We start from the raw sequence: 18,389 nt of genomic DNA, 5'->3' as shown, positions 1-18,389 counted from the left end.
TCACGAACCACTTCGACGACACCGCCACTCGTCAGCGCCGTCATCACCTCGAACACCGACACGTCGAAATTGATGGACGTGCCCGCCAGCATCCGTGAGTCGCGGCCCAGTCCGACCACGCTGGCCAGGCGCAGAACGCCGTTGACCACGCCGTGGTGGGTGATCGCGACGCCCTTGGGGACGCCGGTGGAGCCGGAGGTGTACATCACGTAGGCGAGGTTGTCGGGGTGGAGGTCCACCGCGACGGGGCTCGGGTCGGCGCCGTCGAGGTCCAGCTCGTCCAGGAGGACGACCGGGACGTCGTGTCCGGGAAGTGTCGGCGCCGTCGCGGCGTCGGTCAGCAGCAGCACGGGCGTGGCCTGGGAGAGGACCGCGCTGAGGCGTCCGCCGGGGTAGCGGGGGTCGATGGGCAGGTAGGCGCCGCCGGACTTCATGATGCCCAGCAGGGCGACCACCAGGTCCGCCGAGCGCGGCAACGCCAGCCCCACCACCGACTCCCCGGTCACCCCCCGCGCGACCAGGGCACGCGCCAGACGGTTCGCCCGCTCGTCCAGCTCGCGGTACGACAGCCGCACCGCCCCGCACTCCACCGCCGGCGCCTCCGGGTCCACGCCGAGCTGCTGCTCGAAGAGTTCCGGGATGGTGAGCGCGGGCGTGTGCGCGGCCTGTCCCGCGAACCTGGCCAGCCGCTCGCGTTCGCCGGGCAGCAGCGCGTCCGTCGCGCGGACCGGCCGGTCGGGCTCGGCGAGGAAGGTGTCCAGCAGCTGGACGAAACGGGCCCCGATGTTCTCCACCGTGACGCGGTCGAACAGGTCGGTCGCGTACTCCACGACACACCGCATGCCGCCGTCGGCGGGGTCGACGGCGAAGTTGAACTCGAGGTCGAACTTCGCGGTGTGGGTGGGCACGGCCTCCAGTCGGCCGTGCACGCCCGGCAGGTCGAGGTCGATGCGGTCGTTGCTCTGCCAGGTGAACATCACCTGGAACAGCGGGTGGTAGGCGGTGGAGCGCTCGGGGTTGAGGACCTCCACCAGCCGCTCGAACGGCGCGTCCTGGTTGTCGTACGCGGCCAGCGCCCGGTCCCGGACGCGGTCCAGGACCTCCCGGAACGACGGCGCGCCCGACAGGTCCGCGCGCAGCACCCACGTGTTGACGAAGAAGCCCACCAGGTCGAGCAGGGCCTCGTCGACGCGGCCGGCGATGGTGGCGCCGATCGGTATGTCCTCGCCCGCGCCCAGGTGGTGCAGCAGCACCGCGAGGGCGGTCTGCATCACCATGGGCGTACTCGCGCCGTGCGCGGCGGCGAGGCGCTCGGCCGCCTCGGCCAGCTCGCGCGGGATCGGGAAGTCGACCATGGCGCCGCGGTGACTGATCACCGCGGGCCGCGGCCGGTCGAAGGGCAGCTGCAACTGGTCCGGGGAACCGGCGAGTTCATGGCGCCAGTAGTCCAGCTGGACGGCGAGGGGGCTGTCGGGGTCGTCCTCGTCGCCGAGCATCTCGCGCTGCCACAGCGTGTAGTCCCGGTACTGGACCGGCAGTTCCTCCCAGTCGGGTTCCCGGGATTCCAGGCGCGCCTCGTAGGCCGAGGCCAGGTCGCGGGTGAGCGGCACCATCGACTCGCCGTCGGCCGCGATGTGGTGGATGTTGAGGACGAGGGTGTGCTCCTCGGGTCCCGTGCGGACCAGGGTGGTGCGCACGGGGATCTCCGAGGAGAGGTCGAATTGGTGGGCCACGGCCCGCGCCACCAGGGCGTCCGCCTCCCCGGGAGCGGCCTTGACCAGGGGCAGGTCGAGGCGCAGTTCCCCGGCGGGTACGACGTGCTGCGCGGGCACTCCGTCGTCGACGACGAAGACCGTGCGCAGACTCTCGTGCCGGATCACCACGTCACGCAGGGCCGACGCCAGCGCGTCCACGTCGAGCCGGCCGGTCAGGCGCAGCATGAAGGGGATGTTGTACGTCGCCGACGGCCCCTCGAAGCGGTCGATGAACCACAGGCGCCGCTGCGCGAAGGACAAGGTGGTCATGTGGGGTCTACTCCTCGGTCAGTCGTCCTGCGCAGACGTGGTGTGCGGTGACGGGACGCCCGGCGGGCGGGCTGTCGGTCGGGCAGGTCAGCCGACCCGGTGCCGGCCGATCGTCACGGCCATGCCCGCCACGGTCGGGTTCTCGTAGAGCTCCTGCGTGCTCACCCGGACGCCGAGCTTCCGGTCGGTCAGCGCGAGCAGCCGGGTGGCGCGCAGCGAGTTGCCGCCCAGTTCGAAGAAGGACTCGTCCCGGCCCACCTGTGCGCGGCCCAGTGCCTCGGCCCAGACGTGGGCGAGCCGGTTCTCCAGTTCGGTCTCGGGCGGGCTGTAGCGGCGGGCGGGCCCGCGGGGCGCCGTGTCGCGCAGCAGTTGGGCGGTGTCCACGGTGCCGAAGGCGTCCCGCGGGATGCGGGGCACCTCGGCGATGCGCACGGGCACCGGGCAGTCGGCCGCGCACGCGGTGACGGCGGTGCGGACCTCGTCGCCGGCGCCGCCCTCGGCGACGTAGGCGACGAGAACCTCGCTGACCCGCAGCCGCTGGGCGGCGAGTTCCTCGACGATGTGCGGGTTGTCCGCGTCGAGGCCGATGACCAGGTAGGGGTCGGGCAGGGCCAGTGCGTCGAGGAACAGCCGCAGGCCGGTCTCCGGGTCGAGTGCCCGGAAGCCGCGGTTCTCGGCCGCCGCCGTCGGCTGGCCGCTGTTCATGCCGACGCCGGTCCACAGGGACCAGGCCAGGCAGTGCACCGGCCGCCGGCGTTCGTGGTGCCAGTGGTCGGTGAAGCCGGTCAGGAAGCTGTTGGCGGCGGAGTAGGCGCCGAAGGAGTGGCCGCCGAACTCGCCGTTGACCGAGCCGAACAGCACGAGCGACGCCTGCGGCCGGCTCTCCAGGGCCCGGGCCACGGCCAGCGTCCCGGTGACCTTGGCTCGGTACTGCTGCGCGTAGGTCTCGGCGCTCTCCCGGGCGATGGTGTGCCGCTCCAGGTCGGCCCACTGCCCGGTCGGGTCGGCCGCCGCCAGGTGCAGCACGCCGTCCAGCGGCCGGCCCCAGCGCTCCTCCGCCGTCACGATCGCCTTCTCCAGCGCGTCCGGGTCGGCGACGTCCACCTGCTCGTAGACGACTCCGTCGGCCGGTCCGAGGGCGCGCAGTTCGGCGAGCCGGGCCGCCTTGGTGCCGTCGGCGGGTGAACGGCCCACCAGCAGCAGGCGGATGCCGAACGCGGCGAGCAGATAGGCGGCGATGTCGTGGGCGATGCCGCCGAGGCCGCCCGTGATCAGGTAGATCCCGCCCGGGTGCACCGGCCCACCGGTGGCCGTGGCATCCACCGGAGCGACGGGGGCGAGCTTCGGCTGCCAGCGCTCGCCGCGGCGTGCGGCGACGATGCCCGTGCGGCCGGGATCGGCGAGTTCGGCACGCAGGGCCGACGCCCAGTCGGCGGTGTCGGCAGGCAGGTCGAGCAGGCGCACGGGCAGCGGGGCTGCCTCGCCGACGGCGGTGCGCACCAGGCCGCTCAGCGCGCAGACGCCCAGGTCGACGCGGTCGCCGTCGTGCACGTGCACCGCGCCCCGGGTGACGACGAGCAGTTGCGGCCGGCCGAACTCGCCGTCGGCGAGCACCGCGACGAGCGCGGCCAGCTCGGCGGTGGCGGTGGCCAGGCGCTCGTCGGGCTCGCCCGTGAGCGACAGCGGCAGCGCGAACACGACGGAGGCGAGGCCGCCGTGGAGGGTGGTCACGGTCGACAGCAGGCGGCGCAGTGCCACGCGGTCGGCCGCCGGGACCCGGAAGCGGTACGGCGTCTGCTCGGTGAACTCCTCGCCCCTGCGGACAGTGACGGCCGTCACGTCGATGCCGAGGCGTTCGGCGTCGTCGTCGGCGGCGAGCACGAGGCACACCCCAGGGGCCCCGGCCGGGTGCGGGTCGGCTGCCGCGGGCTCGGCGAGCCGCGTCCACTGGCGTCCGAAGATCCAGGTGTCGTCCTGCGGCTCGTCGGCGGCGGCGGACACCCGGTCGGCGAACGCGCCGGCCTTGAACCGGGCCACCAGCGAGGGCCGTTGGATCTTGCCGTTGGCGGTCTTGGGGAACTCCGCCTCGGTGACCGGGACGATCACGTCCGGCGCGACCCCGGACTCGCGGACGAGGACGGCGCGCACCTGTTCGTCGGTGCGGGCGAGCGCGGCGGCGTCCCAGCTCTTCGGTACGTAGAAGACGACCAGCTGGTCGGTCGAGGCGCCGGGCTCGCGCACGCCCACCGCGGCCGAGAAGGTGACCCGCACGCCGTCGACGCGTTCGACGACGCTCTCCAGCTCGTGCGCCATGTAGTTGGTGCCGCGGACGATGATCTGGTCCTTCTTGCGGCCCGCGATGACGACCTCGCCGTCGTGGACGAAGGCCAGGTCCCCGGTGCGGAACCAGCCCTGCTCGTCGTACCCCTCCCGGTTGGCCTCCTCGTTGCGGAAGTAGCCGGCCATGATCGTGGGGCCGGTGATGCGCAGTTCGCCCATGCGGCCCTCGGGCAGGACCCGCCCGGCGTCGTCGACGACGCGCAGGCGCACGCCGGGGATCGGCCGGCCGACCCGGGTCAGGACGACGGCGTCCTGGTCCGCGGGGGCGAGGTGGCGGATGGTGCCGCCGAGCGAGGCCGGGTCGATGGCGACGGTGCCCGCGGTGTGGTCCTCGCGGCTCTGGCGGGTGTAGGTGACACCCGAGCAGGTCTCGGACATGCCCCAGCAGGGGACCATCGCATCGGCGGGCAGCCCGTGCGGGGCGAGGAGTTCGAGGAACCGCCGGCTGGTCGCCGCGATGACCGGTTCGCCGGCGTTGACGACGTCGCGCAGGCGCGAGAGGTCCCAGGAGCGTTCGGCGATCTCCGCGGCCCGCTCGCTCACCAGCGCCATGGCGAAGTTGGGCGCCCAGGTGTTGGTGACGCGGTAGCGGTCGGCCCAGTCGAGCCACAGCAGCGGGTCCGACAGGAAGTGGTCGATCTTGGCGTTGACGTGCAGGCACTGCAGGAACACGTCGCGCACGTTGTAGTAGACGACCGTCACGTGGTCGAACGGCATCCAGATGAGGCTGATGTCGTCGGCGGTCAGTCCGCAGTGCTGGATGACCGCGTAGGTCCGGGACACCACGCTGGAGTTGGTGTGCTGCACGCACTTCGGCACCCCGGTGCTGCCCGAGGTCAGCAGGTTCAGCACCGGCGAGTCGGGGGTCGCCGGGAACCACGCGGTGTCGGCCTCGTGCCGGGCGAGCTCCTCGACGGTCAGGACGCGCACGTCCGGCTCGTCCCACAGGGCCCGCACCTGGACCAGGTCGGGCTCGGTGGCGGCGTCGGTGACCAGGACCGGGCGGTCGAGGAGCTGCCAGGCGCCGCGCAGCTTGCGGTTGGCCTCGTTCTCCGCGGTGTACGTCGTGGCGACGGCCACCGGGGTCGGCACGAACCCGCCGAGCACGCAGGCCCAGAAGGCGGTCAGATAGCCCCGGTTGGAGCCGAAGACGAACAGGGCGGCGTCTCCGGGCCGAAGGCCCGCGGCGCGCAGCCCGCCGAGCACGTGCTGGGCCTCGTCCAGGAGCTCGGCGTAGGTCTGCAGGACGTCGTCGTTTCCCTCTGTGATGTACACCGTCCCCTTGTCCGGGGCCTGCCGGGCGGCCCGGCACAGCCCTTCCTGCAGCGTGCGGGGGGCGTCGCCGGGCAGGCGTATGTCGCCGCCGTACAGGTCGGCCGCGGGCGTCCCCGCCCGGGCGGAAGGACACTCCGGGGCGGGCGCGGCCGTCCGCTCCGGGACGGCCGGGCGCGACCGCGCGGCCGCCCGTACGCCCTTGCGGGCGACGGCGGCCGCGTCCCGGACGCCGGGCACGGCCCCGACCGCCTCGGTCAGGGCCCGCAGGACGTCCTGGTCGATCGGGTCGGAGGCGCTCATGCGGTCCTCCCCGCCGTAGCCGGGGCGGCCAGTCGGCCGGCGATGAGGGACACCACCGGGGCGGGGTCCTCGATGAAGTAGAAGTGGCCGCCGGGATACACCTCGGCGCTGAACGCGCCGGTGGTCTGCTCCCGCCACCGCATGACCTCGGCGAGCGGGGCCCGTGGGTCCGCGTCGCCGCACAGCGCGGTGATCGGGGTGTCGAGCGGTGTGCCCGGTTCCAGGCAGTGCCGCTCGTAGAGCGTGAAGTCCGCCCGCAGCACCCAGAGCATGGCCTCCATGGCGTCCTCGTCCTCGACGAGCTCCTCGTCGACGCCGCCCAACGCGACGATCTCCGCGTGGAAGTCCTCGTCGGACAGCGCGTGCAGCTGCCGTACCGCGGACGCGCCCGGTGCGGGCTGCGCGGACAGGAACAGCTGCTCGGGTCCGCGGCCGCCGCGGTCGCGCAGCGCGCGGGCCAGTTCGAAGGCGAGCATCGCGCCTCCGGAGTGCCCGAAGAACGCGAACGGCAGGTCGAGGACCGGGCGCAGCGCGTGGGTGAGCACGTTGACGAGCGGGCCGACCTCGGTGAACGGGTCCTCGGCGATCCGGTTCTGGCGCCCCGGCAGCTGCACGGCGACCAGCTCCACGTCGGCCGGCAGCAGCGAGGCCCAGTCGGCGTAGGCGGCCGCACCGGCACCCGCGTGCGGGAAACAGATCAGCCGACGGGTGGCCCTCGGCCGCTTGGCGCGCCATATGTACGGGGTTTCGGGGGCCAGTTCCTGGATTTCCAACGGAATCATCTGCGGGTTACTCCTCGCTCGTTCTCGCGCAGGCCGGGGCCGCTCGCCCCGGCGAGCAGATCCCAGCGCGCGACTCAGTACGGCGACGGTCCGACGGCGGCGTTTGTCTCGACGTTTTCGGTACGGGAGACCGGCTAAAAGAAAAACCGGCGGCACGGGAAGTCGACCGGAAGTGCGGTCCGCCGAAAACACGCAGACATTTCCTGAATCCACCCCCGTACGACGTCCCATACCTTCCGCCCTGCGTCAGGCCGGAGTCAAGCTGCTTCAAGTGCCGGAGAGAACAGCTGCGTTCCGGCCACGGCAGGGCTGTCCCGGCGACAGGACATCCCGGTTTTCGTCCGGTATCCCGGGACCAGGTACCGGTCCCCACGACTGACTACGAGGTTTTCCATGGAATACGGCATTCTGGGTCCCGTACGGGTACGGGACGGCGCGACGGAGATCGTGCTGGACGGGGCGAAGCAGCGCACCGTGCTGGCGGCCCTGCTGCTGGCCGAGGGTTCGGTCGTCGCCGACACCGGGCTGAGCTGGTTCCTGTGGGGGGGCCGGCCGCCCGCCACGCTCAATGCGCAGCTCTACAACCATGTCTCCCGGGTGCGCCGCGCGCTCGGCCCCGAGGCCGGCATCGTCCGCCGCGCGCACGGCTACGAGATGCGCACCGGGACGGCGTCGGTGGACCTGCTGGAGTTCCGGGAGCTCGCCGGGCGGGGCAAGGCCGCGCTCGCCGAGGGGAAGTACCAAGAGGCCTCCGACCTGCTGCGGGGCGCGCTCGTGCTGTGGCGCGGGCCCGCGCTCGCGGGCGTCTCGGAACATCTGGCGGGCGCCGAGGGGCCTCCCCTGGAGGAGGCCCGCACCACCGTCCTGGCCGGCCGGATCGAGGCCGATCTCGCGCTGGGCCGGCATCCGCGGCTGCTGCCCGAACTGACCCGGCTGGTCTCCCGACACCCCCTGCATGAACGTTTCCGCGCCCAGTTGATGACGGCTCTCTACCGCTGCGACCGGCAGGGCGAGGCCCTCGCCGTCTACGACCGCGGCAGGCACCTGCTCGCCCGGGAGATCGGCGTCGAGCCCGGCCCGTTGTTGCGCGGCGTCCACCGCGCCATCCTCACGGCGGACCCGCGCCTCTACGCGCCCCTCTCCCCCGTCGACGCCCCGGACGCCCTCGACGAGCGGCGCCGGGATCCGGCGTGAAGGCCCCAGGAACCCGGGTCAGGCACTGATCCGCCTCAGGTAGTCGTACTGAGTGGGCAACGACTCGACCAACCCCTGTGCCGTCCGCCGCACCGCAGCGAACTCCGCCCGCGCGACTGCGTCGTCGGCGAGGACCACGGCGGTCGGCGGGCGCACCTCGATGGCCCCCGTGCCGAGCAGGACGGTGGCGTACGCGTGCGCCGGCACCCCCCGCTGGTACGGCGGCAGGTGCTCGCCGCCGGGCAGCCTCACCCGCCAGTGCTCGATCCGCTCCGCCAGCCCGTCCGGCACCGGACGGGTCTTGGCGTCCCGCCAGTACTGCGTGTGGTCGCGGGCCGTGCCCTGGTAGAGCAGGGTGAGGAACTCGCGGGCCCCGTCCAGCTCCTGGGCAACGGCCGCGTTGTAGCCCTCCCGCAGCCGCGGGTGCCAGTCGGCGCCCGGGAAGTGCCGCACCAGCTGCTCCAGCGCGTGATGGGTGAAGGACACCTGCGTCGTCTGCAGCGGCTCCACCCGGCCGGCGGCCCCCGCGACGGCGACGCAGTTGTGCCGCCACGCCGTCAGGCTGCGCCCGGTGGTCAGCGCGGAGTGCACGGCCTCGGCGCCGGCCGCCTCCGGCCCGGCGAACTCGCGCAGCGTGCGTTCGGCCTCCTCGGACGTGCAGTACTCCCGGGCGTACACGTAACCGGTGCCGATCCGGCTGCGCAGCGGCACGGTCCGGATCCAGCCCGCCGCCTGCGCGGTGACGGTCGTGTAGGGCGGGATGCCGTGCGCCTTCATGTCCGCGGGCACGTCGAGCGCCACCACGGCGTCGCCGGGCAGCGAGTTCCGGTACGACAGCCACGGCACCTTGAGCGCCTGGCGCAGCAGCAGCCCCGCCGTGCCGGTGCAGTCGACGAACAGGTCCCCGTGGACGGCCCCGTGGACGGCGGTCACCACGTGGTCGATCCAGCCGCGCTCGTCCAGCCGCACGTCCAGGACCTCGCCCGTCAGGCGCCGTACGCCCCGCTCCACCGCGTAGCCGGCGAGGTACCCGGCCAGCGCCTCGCCCTTGAAGTGGTAGCCATAGGGGCCGGCCGCCGGCGCGCCGCCGGGCAGGGCCGAGTGGGACGCGCGCGGGCTGCGCCCGGCGTCACACAGCCACGCGGCGACGAAGCAGTCCCGGTCGAAGCGCCCGCTCGGACCGCTGTGCAGCCACCACTCGGTCAGCGGGAAGCCGCCGGCCTCCCGGGCCCCCTCGAAGGGCAGGTAGAAGTAGTGGTCGGGGCGGCTGAAGTCCTGGAAACGGACGGCCAGTTTGTACGTCGCCTCGCAGGCGGCCATCCAGTCCTCCTCGGCGAGGCCGAGGACGTCGAAGAACCTCCCCAGGTCCCCCAGGCTCGCCTCGTCCTCCTCCACGGCGTCGGCCGCGCCGGGGTCGAGGAGGGTGACCGAGACCCGGTCGCCGAATGCGGCTTTCAGATACGAGGCGGCCATCCAGCCTGCGACACCGCCACCGACGATCACGACATTGTCCGGGTTCCGCGCACTCACGCCAGCACCTCAATTCCTGTGTTCACTTGTGAACCTGTCCGGTCTCTTTCCATCCCGCCCGGCCACTGTCGCAGCCGGATCTATGGGACCTCTATATCCGGGCCGACTTCCACGCTTTCTCTGACCAGGCACAGGGTTCACGGGACGCCGGACACCGACTTCTGTCCCGGCGACAGGACAGCGTCTGGCGCCCCCGTCCCGGGCTGGTCAAGAAAAGGGTGAAGTGGCGATGATGAGACGCCCCTCTTCCGCCTTCATCCATTCTTCTGCGGCTCACGGGCGAATTACCCCAACGAAAGGGCTCACCGATGCACGGCACCCAACTCGATGTGCGGGCCTACCAGACGGCAGAGCGCCTGCTGCGGCACCACCGCAAGGAACTCGTTTTCGGCGACAGGGTCACGCCGCGCTGGCTCGAGAACGGCGCGCGCTTCTGGTACTCCGTCTCCACGAGCAAGGGGAAACGGTTCGTCCTCGTCGATGTGAAGGCCGGCACCCGGCAGGAGGCCTTCGACCACGAGCGGCTGGCCCGGGCGTTGGCCGAGGCGTCCGGGCAGAGTGTGGACGCGGCCGCGCTGCCCTTCCCCTCGATCCAGCCCGATGCCGAGGCGGTGGAGTTCGACGCGTTCGGCGAGCACTGGCGGTGCCGACTGGCCGACTACACGTGTGAGCGGACCGAGGCACGCACGCCGGGCAACCCGTTGGAGGTGGTCTCCCCGGACGGCCGGTACGCGGTCTACCGCGCCGGGCACGACCTGCGCGCCCGCACCCTGGACGGCACCCGCGACTGGGCGCTGACCTCCGACGGCACCGAGGACCGGGACTATGCCGCCAACCCGGACTACCTCATGTACTCCACGCTGCTCGGCAAGATCGGGCTGCCCCATCTGCCGCCCGCCGTGGCCTGGTCGCCGGACGGCAAGCGGCTGCTGACGCACCTCACCGACCAGCGGGGCGTACGCCGTACGCACCTGCTGCGTGCGGCCCCCGCCGACGGCGGTGAACCCGCCCTGCTCTCCCCGCGCTACGCGGTCGCCGGTGACGAGCACATACCGCGGGCCGAGTTCGTCGTGATCGACGTCGAGGCCGGCACGGTCACCCGGGCGCAGGGCGAGCCGGTGGACATGTCCACGATGTCGCCGATCTTCCAGAAGTGGGCCTGGTGGGCCGCGGACGGCTCGGCCGCGTACTACCTCAGCCGCAGCCGTGACGCCCGCACCCTGACCCTGCACCGGCTCGACGCCGCCTCCGGCGAGGTGAGCGTCGTCCTGACCGAGTCCGGCCGAACCCGGGTGGAGCCCGCCCAGCAGCAGCTGCAGCCGCCCGCGGTCAGGGTGCTGGCCGGCGGCAAGGAGGTGCTCTGGTACTCCCAGCGCGACGGCCAGGGCCACCTGTACCTGCACGCCGCGCACTCCGGCGAGCTCATCGTCCCGGTGACCTCCGGAACCTGGTCGGTGCAGGAGATCCTGCACCTCGACGAGACCGAGCGGGTCGTCTACTTCACCGTCGCCGGACTGGTGAAGGAGGACCCGTACCGGCGCACGGTGTGCGTGGCAAACCTGGACGGTTCCGGGTTCGTCCGGCTCACCGACGACGGTCTCGACCACGTCGTCACCCTCGCGCCGAACGCCGAGTACTTCGTCGACTCCGCCTCCACCACCGGCACCGCCCCGGTGACCACCGTGCGGGACTGGGCGGGCAAGGTCCTGGTCGAGCTCGAACAGGCCGACATCTCCCTTCTGCGGGAGACCGGCTGGCAGGCGCCGGAGCGCTTCAAGGTCCGCTCGGCCGACGGAACCACCGACATCCACGGACTGCTGTACCTCCCGCACGGCTTCGACCCCGCCGGGCGCTACCCGGTCGTCGACACCCCGTACGGCCTGCCCACCGCGCCCCGCGTCAGCCCCTCCTTCGACCCCGGTCACTACGGCTACGACGCTGAGGCGCTCGCCGCCCTGGGGTTCGTCGTCATCGCCGTGGACGGCAAGGGCTCCCCCGGCCGCGACAAGGCCTTCCACGACGCCTCCTACGGCAACCTGGGTGACGCCTGCGGCCTCGCCGACCACGTCGCCGCCCTGCGCGAACTGGGCGCCACCCGGCCGTGGATGGACCTTGACCGGGTGGGCGTCACCGGCATGTCCTCGGGTGGGTACGCCGCCGTACGCGCGCTGCTGAAGTATCCGGACGTCTTCAAGGTGGGTGTCGCCGAGTCCGGCATGCACGACTTCCGGTACCTGGAGCCGGTCCTCGGCGAGGCCTACCAGGGACCGTTCGACGCGGCGACCTACGCCCAGCTGTCCAACGCCGAGCACGCGGACCGTCTCCAGGGCAGGCTGCTGCTCGTCCACGGCGGTCTCGACGACCGGGTGCCCCCGCAGGTGACCCTGCGGCTCGCCGAGCGCTTGATCGCCCACGGCAAGGACTTCGACCTGTTGCTCGTCCCCGACGCCGACCACATCTACTTCGGCTACGAGCACTACGTCACCCAGCGCCGCTGGGACTTCCTCGTCCGCAACCTCCTCGGCGCCGAGCCCCCCGCGGACTTCCGCCTCCCGCCGGTCCCGGTGGACATGGAGGCCCTGGCCGAACTCTTCGCCTGACCCTCACACCCCACGAACCAGGTGCCCGTGCCCGGACTCACGTCCGGCCACGGGCACCTGCCTTTCCGGCCTCAGCCGACCAGGGCGCCCAGGGCCTCCTCGGCGCGCTGTTGCCAGCCCGACGCTCCGACGGCGGCGAAGCTCTCCTGTGCGGTACGGAGCATCGCGCGGGCCGCGTCGTTGCGGCCGAGCCGCCGGTTCACCTCGCCGAGGACCAGGCCGACCCGGCCCGCCACCAGCCGGCTGCGGCAGTCGTCCGCGATCTCCAGCGCGTCCGTCAGCGTCGCCTCGGCGAGCTGCGTCTCCCCCTGGGCCAGACGGGTCTCCCCCAGACCGAGCAGCGCGTAGGCGAGACCGATCATGTCCGCCTTCTCCTTGACGATCCGCACCGCCCGCAGGAACGACGCCTCGGCCGCCGCCAACTCTCCCTCGGCCAGCCGGACCAGCCCCAGCCGGTACAGCGCCTGCGCCAGGTTGCGGGTGTCGGGCGCGCCGCTCTCCTCCAGCTCCACGGCGGTGAGGGCGAAGGTGAGCGCCGAGTCCACGTTCCCCCGGTCCAGTTCGCTCTCCGCCATGTTGTGCAGGGTGTGCACCTCACCGGTGCGGTTGCCCACCTGCCGGAAGAGGGGCAGCGCCTCCGTGAAGCGCGCGACCGCGCTGTCGGAGTCGCCCCGCATGCGGTCGCCCTGGCCGAGGGAGCGCAGGGCCATCGCCCGCCCGTGGTCCTCGCCCGCCTCCGTGTAGAAGTGCAGCGCCTTCTCCAGGTACGAGGCGGCGTTCTCCAGCCGGCTGTAGATCAGCTCCAGCGCGCCGAGACCGAACAGCATCGCCCCCTGGCCGCGCAGGTCGCCCACGGCGCGGGCGGCCTCCAGGGCCACCTCGCAGCAGGCCCGCCAGTCGTCGGTGTAGCTGCGGGTCCCGAAGAAGGCCGACGCGCACACCGTGAGGTCCCAGGCGAGTTCGGCCTCGCCCGCTCTGGCGGCCTGCCGCACCGAGGCCACCAGCGCGAGCCGCTCGGCCTCGTACCACGCCAGCGGGACGGTCAGCAGCTCGTCCATGAGGAAGGAGTCGATCCGCCGGCGCTGGACGGCGCTGTGCACCCCGGTGCCGTGGCCGCCGTGCTCACGGCGGTCGGCCTCCTCCGCGATGGTCAGGAACGTGCGCAGGAACCGCGTGGTCGCGGCGAGCCGGTCCGGCTCCGTCTCCTCCTGCCGTGCGCGCTCGGCCGCGTAGAGCCGGACGAGCGTGTGGAAGCGGTACCGCAGCTGCCCGGTGGCGTCGACGCTGACGACCTCCAGGAACTGGGCGTCGACGAGGTCCTCCACGATCCGCTCGGCGTCCAGGACCTCCTTGTTGAGCACTGCCGCGGCGGCCCAGGCGGTGAAGTCCGGTACGTCCAGCAGCCCGAGCCTGCGCAGCAGCCGCGCCGCGTCCTCGTTCAGATAGCGGTAGCTGAGCGCGAGGCTGGCGCGGACCCGCGACTCGCCCTGGCTGAGCTCGTCCAGCCTGCGCCGCTCGTCGGTCAGCCGGTTCACCAGATAACGCACCGTCCAGTGCGGCTTGGACGCGAGCCGGGCGGCGGCGATCCTGAGCGCCAGCGGCAGCCGGTCGCACAGCTCGACCAGGCGGGCGGCGTCCGCGCGGGCGGGCGCGATCCGGGCCTTGCCGACGATGGTGGTGAGCAGCTCGATGCCCTCGTCCTCGGAAAGCAGCCCCAGATGCACCCGGGCCTGCGACGGCCAGGTGACGAGCTCCTCCATCTGGTCCCGGCTGGTCACCAGCACACAGCAGTGACCGCTGCCGGGCAGCAGCGGGCGGACCTGGGCGTAGGTGCGGGCGTTGTCGAGGACGATGAGGACACGGCGGTCCGCGAGAAGGCTGCGGTAGAGCGCGACACGCTCCTCCAGGTCGTCGGGGACCTGCTCGCCGGGCACCCCGAGGGAGCGCAGGAACCGGCTGAGTATCTCGTGTGCCCGGGCGGGTTCGCGGTGTTCGTCGTAGCCGCACAGGTCGGCGAAGAGCTGGCCGCCGGGGAAGTGCTCGGCGGCGCGGAAGGCCCAGCGTATGGCCAGACCGCTCTTGCCGATGCCGGCGGCACCGGTGATCAGACCGACCGTGGTGGTCGCCTGGGCCTGGGCGTCGTCGCCCACCAGGCTCTCCAGAGCGGCGAGTTCCTCCTTGCGGCCGGTGAAGGACGGGACCTCGGGCGGCAGTTCGGACGGAACGGCGGGTGCGACCGGTGCGGGTCGGCGTTCCTCGGCCGACGCCGCGGCCGCCAGAGCCGGGTCGTCGCGCAGGATCGCGTCGTGCAGTTCGTTCAGGTCGGGCCCCGGGTCGATGCCGAGTTCCTCGATGAAGTGCTCGCGGGCGTCCCGGTAGGTCTCCATCGCGTCGGCGCGGCGGCCCGAGCGGTACTGGGCGAGCATCAGGTGGTGCCGGGTGCGCTCGCGCAGCTGGTGCTCGCGCACCATGGCGGCCAGTTCGGGAATGAGCTCCTGGTGCTGGCCGAGTTCCAGTCGTACGAGGGTGGAGTCGTCGTAGGCATTGAGCCGGTGTTCCTCCAGACGGGCCGCCTCGTCCTCGATCAGCTGCCCGTACACCCCCGCGAACGCGGGCCCGCGCCACAGCTGCAGCGCCTGTGTGTAGAGCTGCGCGGCCAGTGGCAACTCACCGTCCTTCGCGGCCTGTTCGGCCGCCTGGACGAGATCGGCGAATTCGACGGAGTCGAACCGGTGCCCCGCGGTGTGGAGCACGTATCCCGGATGCGCGGTGACGATGACGTCCTCGGTGACGTCCGCCGCCTTGAAGAGCTTGCGCAGCGCCGCGACGCAGATGGCGACCTGGGTGCGGGCGGTGGGCGGTGGATTGCTGTTCCAGACTGCGTCGACCATGGTGTCCACGGGCACGACACGGCCGGGGGTGAGCAACAGCAGGGCGAGAATGGTCCGTTGACGGCCGCCGCCGATCGGGACGGTCGTCTCCCCCGCGGTCACCGCCAGGGGCCCCAAGACCTTGAAGCTGACGTGTGCGCCCACTCCGGCTCCCCCTTGTCGAAGTCCTGTTTTCCGGGACGACAACCAATGTAGGTCACCTGGCGAGATGGTCCAGTGCGATGCACTGGCGGCATACGCAATCAACTTCCGTAGGCTGCTGATTGGTTAATTCTCGAACGCTCCGACGAAGTGTGACTCGAGCCGCGGGCCGGTGATATGGGCCCTGAAATTCGGCGAGTGGATCGGAGCGGAGGGAAGGACAGGGGAAGTGCCGAGGGTCGGGCCGGCCGGAGAAACGGTCTACCAGCCGATGGGGTCACCCTGGGCGCCGGCCGAGACCACGGTGTCGCTGGTGGGGGCGGAGTTCGTGGTGCCCCAGCCGATCGGGTCGGCCAGCACCGAGGCCGCCGCCTGCACCGGCGCCGCGAAGGTCACGGCCACCGCGGGAACGGCCACCGCGAGGCTCACACCGGCGGTCAGCGTGACGGCGAGGGACTTGACAGCGGCATTCAGCTTCTTCGTCATTGTCTTCGTTTCCTGTCTGTGAGGCGCTCAGGGGTTCTGAGCTGCGCTTCCTTGCGGCTGACAGAAAACTTAAAGACCGGTCTTTTCGGGCCGTTATCGGATCAGCTTCGCCTGCCGGGCGCGGTGATAACGGCGGCGGGCGGAGGTTTTCCACCCCCGAAGAGCGGAGGATTTCCGGCTACTGGAGCGGCTCGGCGAAACGAAGACTCGGTAGGGCGGCAGAAGCACTGCCGTCGTACGGAGGTGAAAACCCATGACGCCGTTTCCAGCGGCCACGGTCACGCCCGTGTCCGCCGCCGGCACCGGTGCGCCGCGGTCGGTCGCCGAGTGCCGCATCTGGTCACTGCCCCCGCTGCCCCGGCCGTCGTCCTGGTTCCATCTGCTCGACAGCACCGAGCTGAGTCGCACCTCGTCCTTCGCCCATGAGCTCGACCTGGCCCGCTTCGTCACCGGGCGGGTGCTCGCCAGGACGGCACTGGCCTTCCTCATGGGCACGGGTCCGCAGGCGATCCGCCTGCACACCCGGTGCCCGGGGTGCGGCGGGCCGCACGGAAAGCCGCAGGCGGTCGGCCTCGCCGAGGGATGGCAGCTGTCCATCTCCCACTCGGGCCGGCTCGTGGCAGTGGCTCTCGCCCTGGACACGCCGCTGGGCCTGGACGTCGAACGCCATGAGCCCTGGGCCGGCCCCGGCCTGCCACCGGAGTACGAGCTCGTCCTCACCGCCGCCGAACGGGCGGAGGTCGAGCGGCTGCCCGCCGCGCGACGCGGCCGCGCCTGCCTGACCTACTGGGTGCGCAAGGAGGCCGTACTGAAGGCCACCGGGGAAGGACTCGACACCCCCATGACGGACTTCACGCTCTCCGCGCCCGGCCGGCCGCCCGCCCTGCTGGGGTGGCACGGCCCGCGGTCCGAACGCCCGGTCCCCGCGATCGCGGACCTGGAGCTCGGCGACGGCTACCACGCAGCCGTGGCCGCGCTCGGCGCCCGCGCGGTCCGCCCGACCGTGCGCAGCGGTCTGGAACTGCTGCCCGGAAACGGCTCCGACCTGCTCGTTAACTCTCCGCGCTTTTCAGGAAGTTAAGGGGGTCGGCAACGATCGGAATCCGGGGCCCGCCCCTGCTCGACCCTTCTGAAGCCTCAACGCCCTGCGAGGAGAACCCGATGCCCAAGATCACCTATGTGGCCGCCGACCGGAGCGAGCAGACACTCGACCTTCCCGTGGGCACCACCGTCATGCGCGGCGCCCTGTCCAATGACATCGACGGCATCGTCGGCCAGTGCGGCGGCTACACCCAGTGCGCCAGCTGCCATGTCTACGTCGACCAGGACTCCGCCGCCGCGCTGGACCCGGTGGGCCCCGAGGAGGACGAGATGCTGGAGTTCACGGCGTGCCCGCGGGAGCCCAACAGCCGGCTCAGCTGCCAGCTCAAGGTCGGCGAGGACCTCGACGGACTGCGGGTCCTCCTCCCGGAACGGCAGGGCTGATGGACGCGCACGGGATGTCCGCCCGCATCGTCGTCGTCGGCGCGGGACAGGCCGGCCACCAGACCGCCACGTTCCTGCGCGAGCGCGGTCACTCGGGCCCCATCACCCTCATCGGCGACGAAGGGCTTCTGCCGTACGAACGGCCGCCGCTGTCCAAGGCCTTCCTGAAGGGAACGGCGGACGAGAGCCAGCTGTGGCTGCGGCCGGAGACGTTCTACACACGCAACGCCGTCGAGCGGGTCACCGGCAGCGCTGTCGCCCTCGACCGGGCCGCGCGGACCGTCCGCCTCGCCGACGGAAGCGTCCACCCCTACGACCATCTGGTCCTGGCGACCGGCGCCCGGGCCAGGGCCCTTCCGGTCCCCGGCGCCGGACTGCGCGGCGTGCACACCCTGCGCTCCCTGGCGGACGCCCGGACACTCAAGGCGGAGCTCGCCGGGGCCGCGCACGTGGTCGTGGCCGGGGCCGGCTTCGTCGGCCTTGAGTTCGCCGCGGCGGCACAGGAACTGGGGCATCGAGTGACCGTCGTCGAGGCACTGGGACGCCCGCTCGCCCGGGTCGCCTCGGCCGCGACCGCCGAGTACTTCGCCCGGCTGCACGAACGGCACGGCAACCGGCTGCTCTTCGGGCAGGGGATCAGCGCCTTCCACGCGGAGGACGGTGGACGGGTGGCCGCGGTGGAGCTGACCGACGGCCGCAGGCTGCCCGCCGACCTCGTGCTGGCCGGTGTCGGGGCCGTGCCCTGCACGGAACTGGCCGAGGCGGCCGGACTCGAGGTCGCCGGAGGGATCGTCGTCGACTCCCTGCTGCTCACGAGCGACCCGCGTATCTCGGCCGTCGGCGACTGCGCGCTGTTTCCGCATCCGCGTGCCGCCACGCCCCTGCGCATCGAGTCGGTGCAGAACGCCGTCGACCACGCCCGCCTGGTCGCCGACCGGCTCACCGGTACCGCCAGGACCTACGACGACCTGCCCTGGTTCTGGAGCACCCAGTTCTCGGCGACCCTGCAGATCGCGGGGCTCGGCCACGGGCACGACGCCGAACTCGTCCTGGGCGAGCCGGATTCCGGCCGGTTCTCCGTGCTGCTGTTCCGAGACGACCGGCTGGTCTCCGTCGAGTCCGTCGACCGGCCCGCGGACCACATGGCAGCACGCCGGCTGCTGGCGGACGGCATCCCGCTCGTCCGCTGGGAGGCGGCCGCGGCGGACTTCTCCCTCAAGGGCCACCTCAGGGCCCACACGGGCCGCCGCGTACCGGCACCTGCGTGAGAGGCGCCATCTGCCTCGCCCCGGCGAGGGCCGCCGCCCACAGGCCAGGCCCCCGCACCCAACGCCCCGGCAG

General features: G+C 72.3%; 11 protein-coding genes. 5 read left to right on the top strand and 6 right to left on the bottom strand.

What is annotated here, in order from left to right; translation table 11 throughout:
- The 3 genes from ACIGDI_RS38375 to ACIGDI_RS38365 all read right to left on the bottom strand — a co-directional run.
- On the bottom strand, window positions 1–2,024 hold a 2,024-nt coding region (locus ACIGDI_RS38375; RefSeq protein ID WP_399906752.1), incomplete at its 3' end, for a condensation domain-containing protein.
- Window positions 2,025–2,111: 87 nt separating this feature from the next.
- Window positions 2,112–5,939, bottom strand: a complete 3,828-nt coding sequence (locus ACIGDI_RS38370; protein WP_399906750.1) for an SDR family NAD(P)-dependent oxidoreductase — start codon at window positions 5,937–5,939, stop codon at window positions 2,112–2,114.
- The gene (locus ACIGDI_RS38365; RefSeq protein WP_399906749.1) at window positions 5,936–6,721 is read right to left on the bottom strand and encodes a thioesterase II family protein; all 786 of its coding nucleotides are present in this window, start codon (window positions 6,719–6,721) and stop codon (window positions 5,936–5,938) included. Before ACIGDI_RS38365 ends, ACIGDI_RS38370 begins: the two co-directional genes overlap by 4 nt.
- A gap of 393 nt (window positions 6,722–7,114) precedes the next feature.
- Between ACIGDI_RS38365 and ACIGDI_RS38360 the strand changes: the two genes are divergently transcribed.
- Window positions 7,115–7,915, top strand: a complete 801-nt coding sequence (locus tag ACIGDI_RS38360; protein ID WP_399906747.1) for a BTAD domain-containing putative transcriptional regulator — start codon at window positions 7,115–7,117, stop codon at window positions 7,913–7,915.
- An 18-nt stretch (window positions 7,916–7,933) separates the two neighbouring features.
- Here the strand turns inward: ACIGDI_RS38360 and ACIGDI_RS38355 are convergent, their stop codons facing one another.
- The gene (locus tag ACIGDI_RS38355) at window positions 7,934–9,445 is read right to left on the bottom strand and encodes a tryptophan 7-halogenase (RefSeq protein WP_399906745.1); all 1,512 of its coding nucleotides are present in this window, start codon (window positions 9,443–9,445) and stop codon (window positions 7,934–7,936) included.
- A gap of 308 nt (window positions 9,446–9,753) precedes the next feature.
- On the opposite strand from ACIGDI_RS38355, the gene ACIGDI_RS38350 reads away from it, so the two are divergent.
- The gene (locus ACIGDI_RS38350; protein ID WP_399906744.1) at window positions 9,754–12,045 is read left to right on the top strand and encodes a prolyl oligopeptidase family serine peptidase; all 2,292 of its coding nucleotides are present in this window, start codon (window positions 9,754–9,756) and stop codon (window positions 12,043–12,045) included.
- Between the two features lie 71 nt (window positions 12,046–12,116).
- On the opposite strand, the gene ACIGDI_RS38345 is transcribed toward ACIGDI_RS38350, so the two are convergent.
- Window positions 12,117–15,080, bottom strand: a complete 2,964-nt coding sequence (locus tag ACIGDI_RS38345; RefSeq protein WP_399906742.1) for a BTAD domain-containing putative transcriptional regulator — start codon at window positions 15,078–15,080, stop codon at window positions 12,117–12,119.
- 258 nt (window positions 15,081–15,338) lie between these two features.
- Window positions 15,339–15,563, bottom strand: coding sequence for a hypothetical protein (locus tag ACIGDI_RS38340; RefSeq protein ID WP_200699688.1), 225 nt, complete (start codon window positions 15,561–15,563; stop codon window positions 15,339–15,341).
- 253 nt (window positions 15,564–15,816) lie between these two features.
- On the opposite strand from ACIGDI_RS38340, the gene ACIGDI_RS38335 reads away from it, so the two are divergent.
- The 3 genes from ACIGDI_RS38335 (at window position 15,817) to ACIGDI_RS38325 (ending at window position 18,316) form a co-directional block, all read left to right on the top strand.
- Window positions 15,817–16,644 (top strand): 4'-phosphopantetheinyl transferase family protein, encoded by an 828-nt coding sequence (locus tag ACIGDI_RS38335; protein WP_399906740.1) that lies wholly within the window; start codon window positions 15,817–15,819, stop codon window positions 16,642–16,644.
- A gap of 80 nt (window positions 16,645–16,724) precedes the next feature.
- On the top strand, window positions 16,725–17,048 hold the full coding sequence (locus ACIGDI_RS38330; protein ID WP_200699686.1) for a 2Fe-2S iron-sulfur cluster-binding protein: 324 nt from the start codon (window positions 16,725–16,727) through the stop codon (window positions 17,046–17,048).
- Window positions 17,048–18,316, top strand: a complete 1,269-nt coding sequence (locus ACIGDI_RS38325) for an NAD(P)/FAD-dependent oxidoreductase (protein WP_399906738.1) — start codon at window positions 17,048–17,050, stop codon at window positions 18,314–18,316. The genes ACIGDI_RS38330 and ACIGDI_RS38325 overlap by 1 nt, the downstream gene beginning before the upstream one ends.
- The last annotated feature ends 73 nt before the right edge of the window (window positions 18,317–18,389 follow it).

The organism is Streptomyces sp. NPDC085900 (assembly GCF_044540925.1).
Taxonomy (GTDB): Bacteria; Actinomycetota; Actinomycetes; order Streptomycetales; family Streptomycetaceae; genus Streptomyces; species Streptomyces gilvifuscus.
The sequence above is the reverse complement of the archived record's forward strand: the minus strand, read 5'-3'. Positions and strand labels throughout refer to the sequence as shown.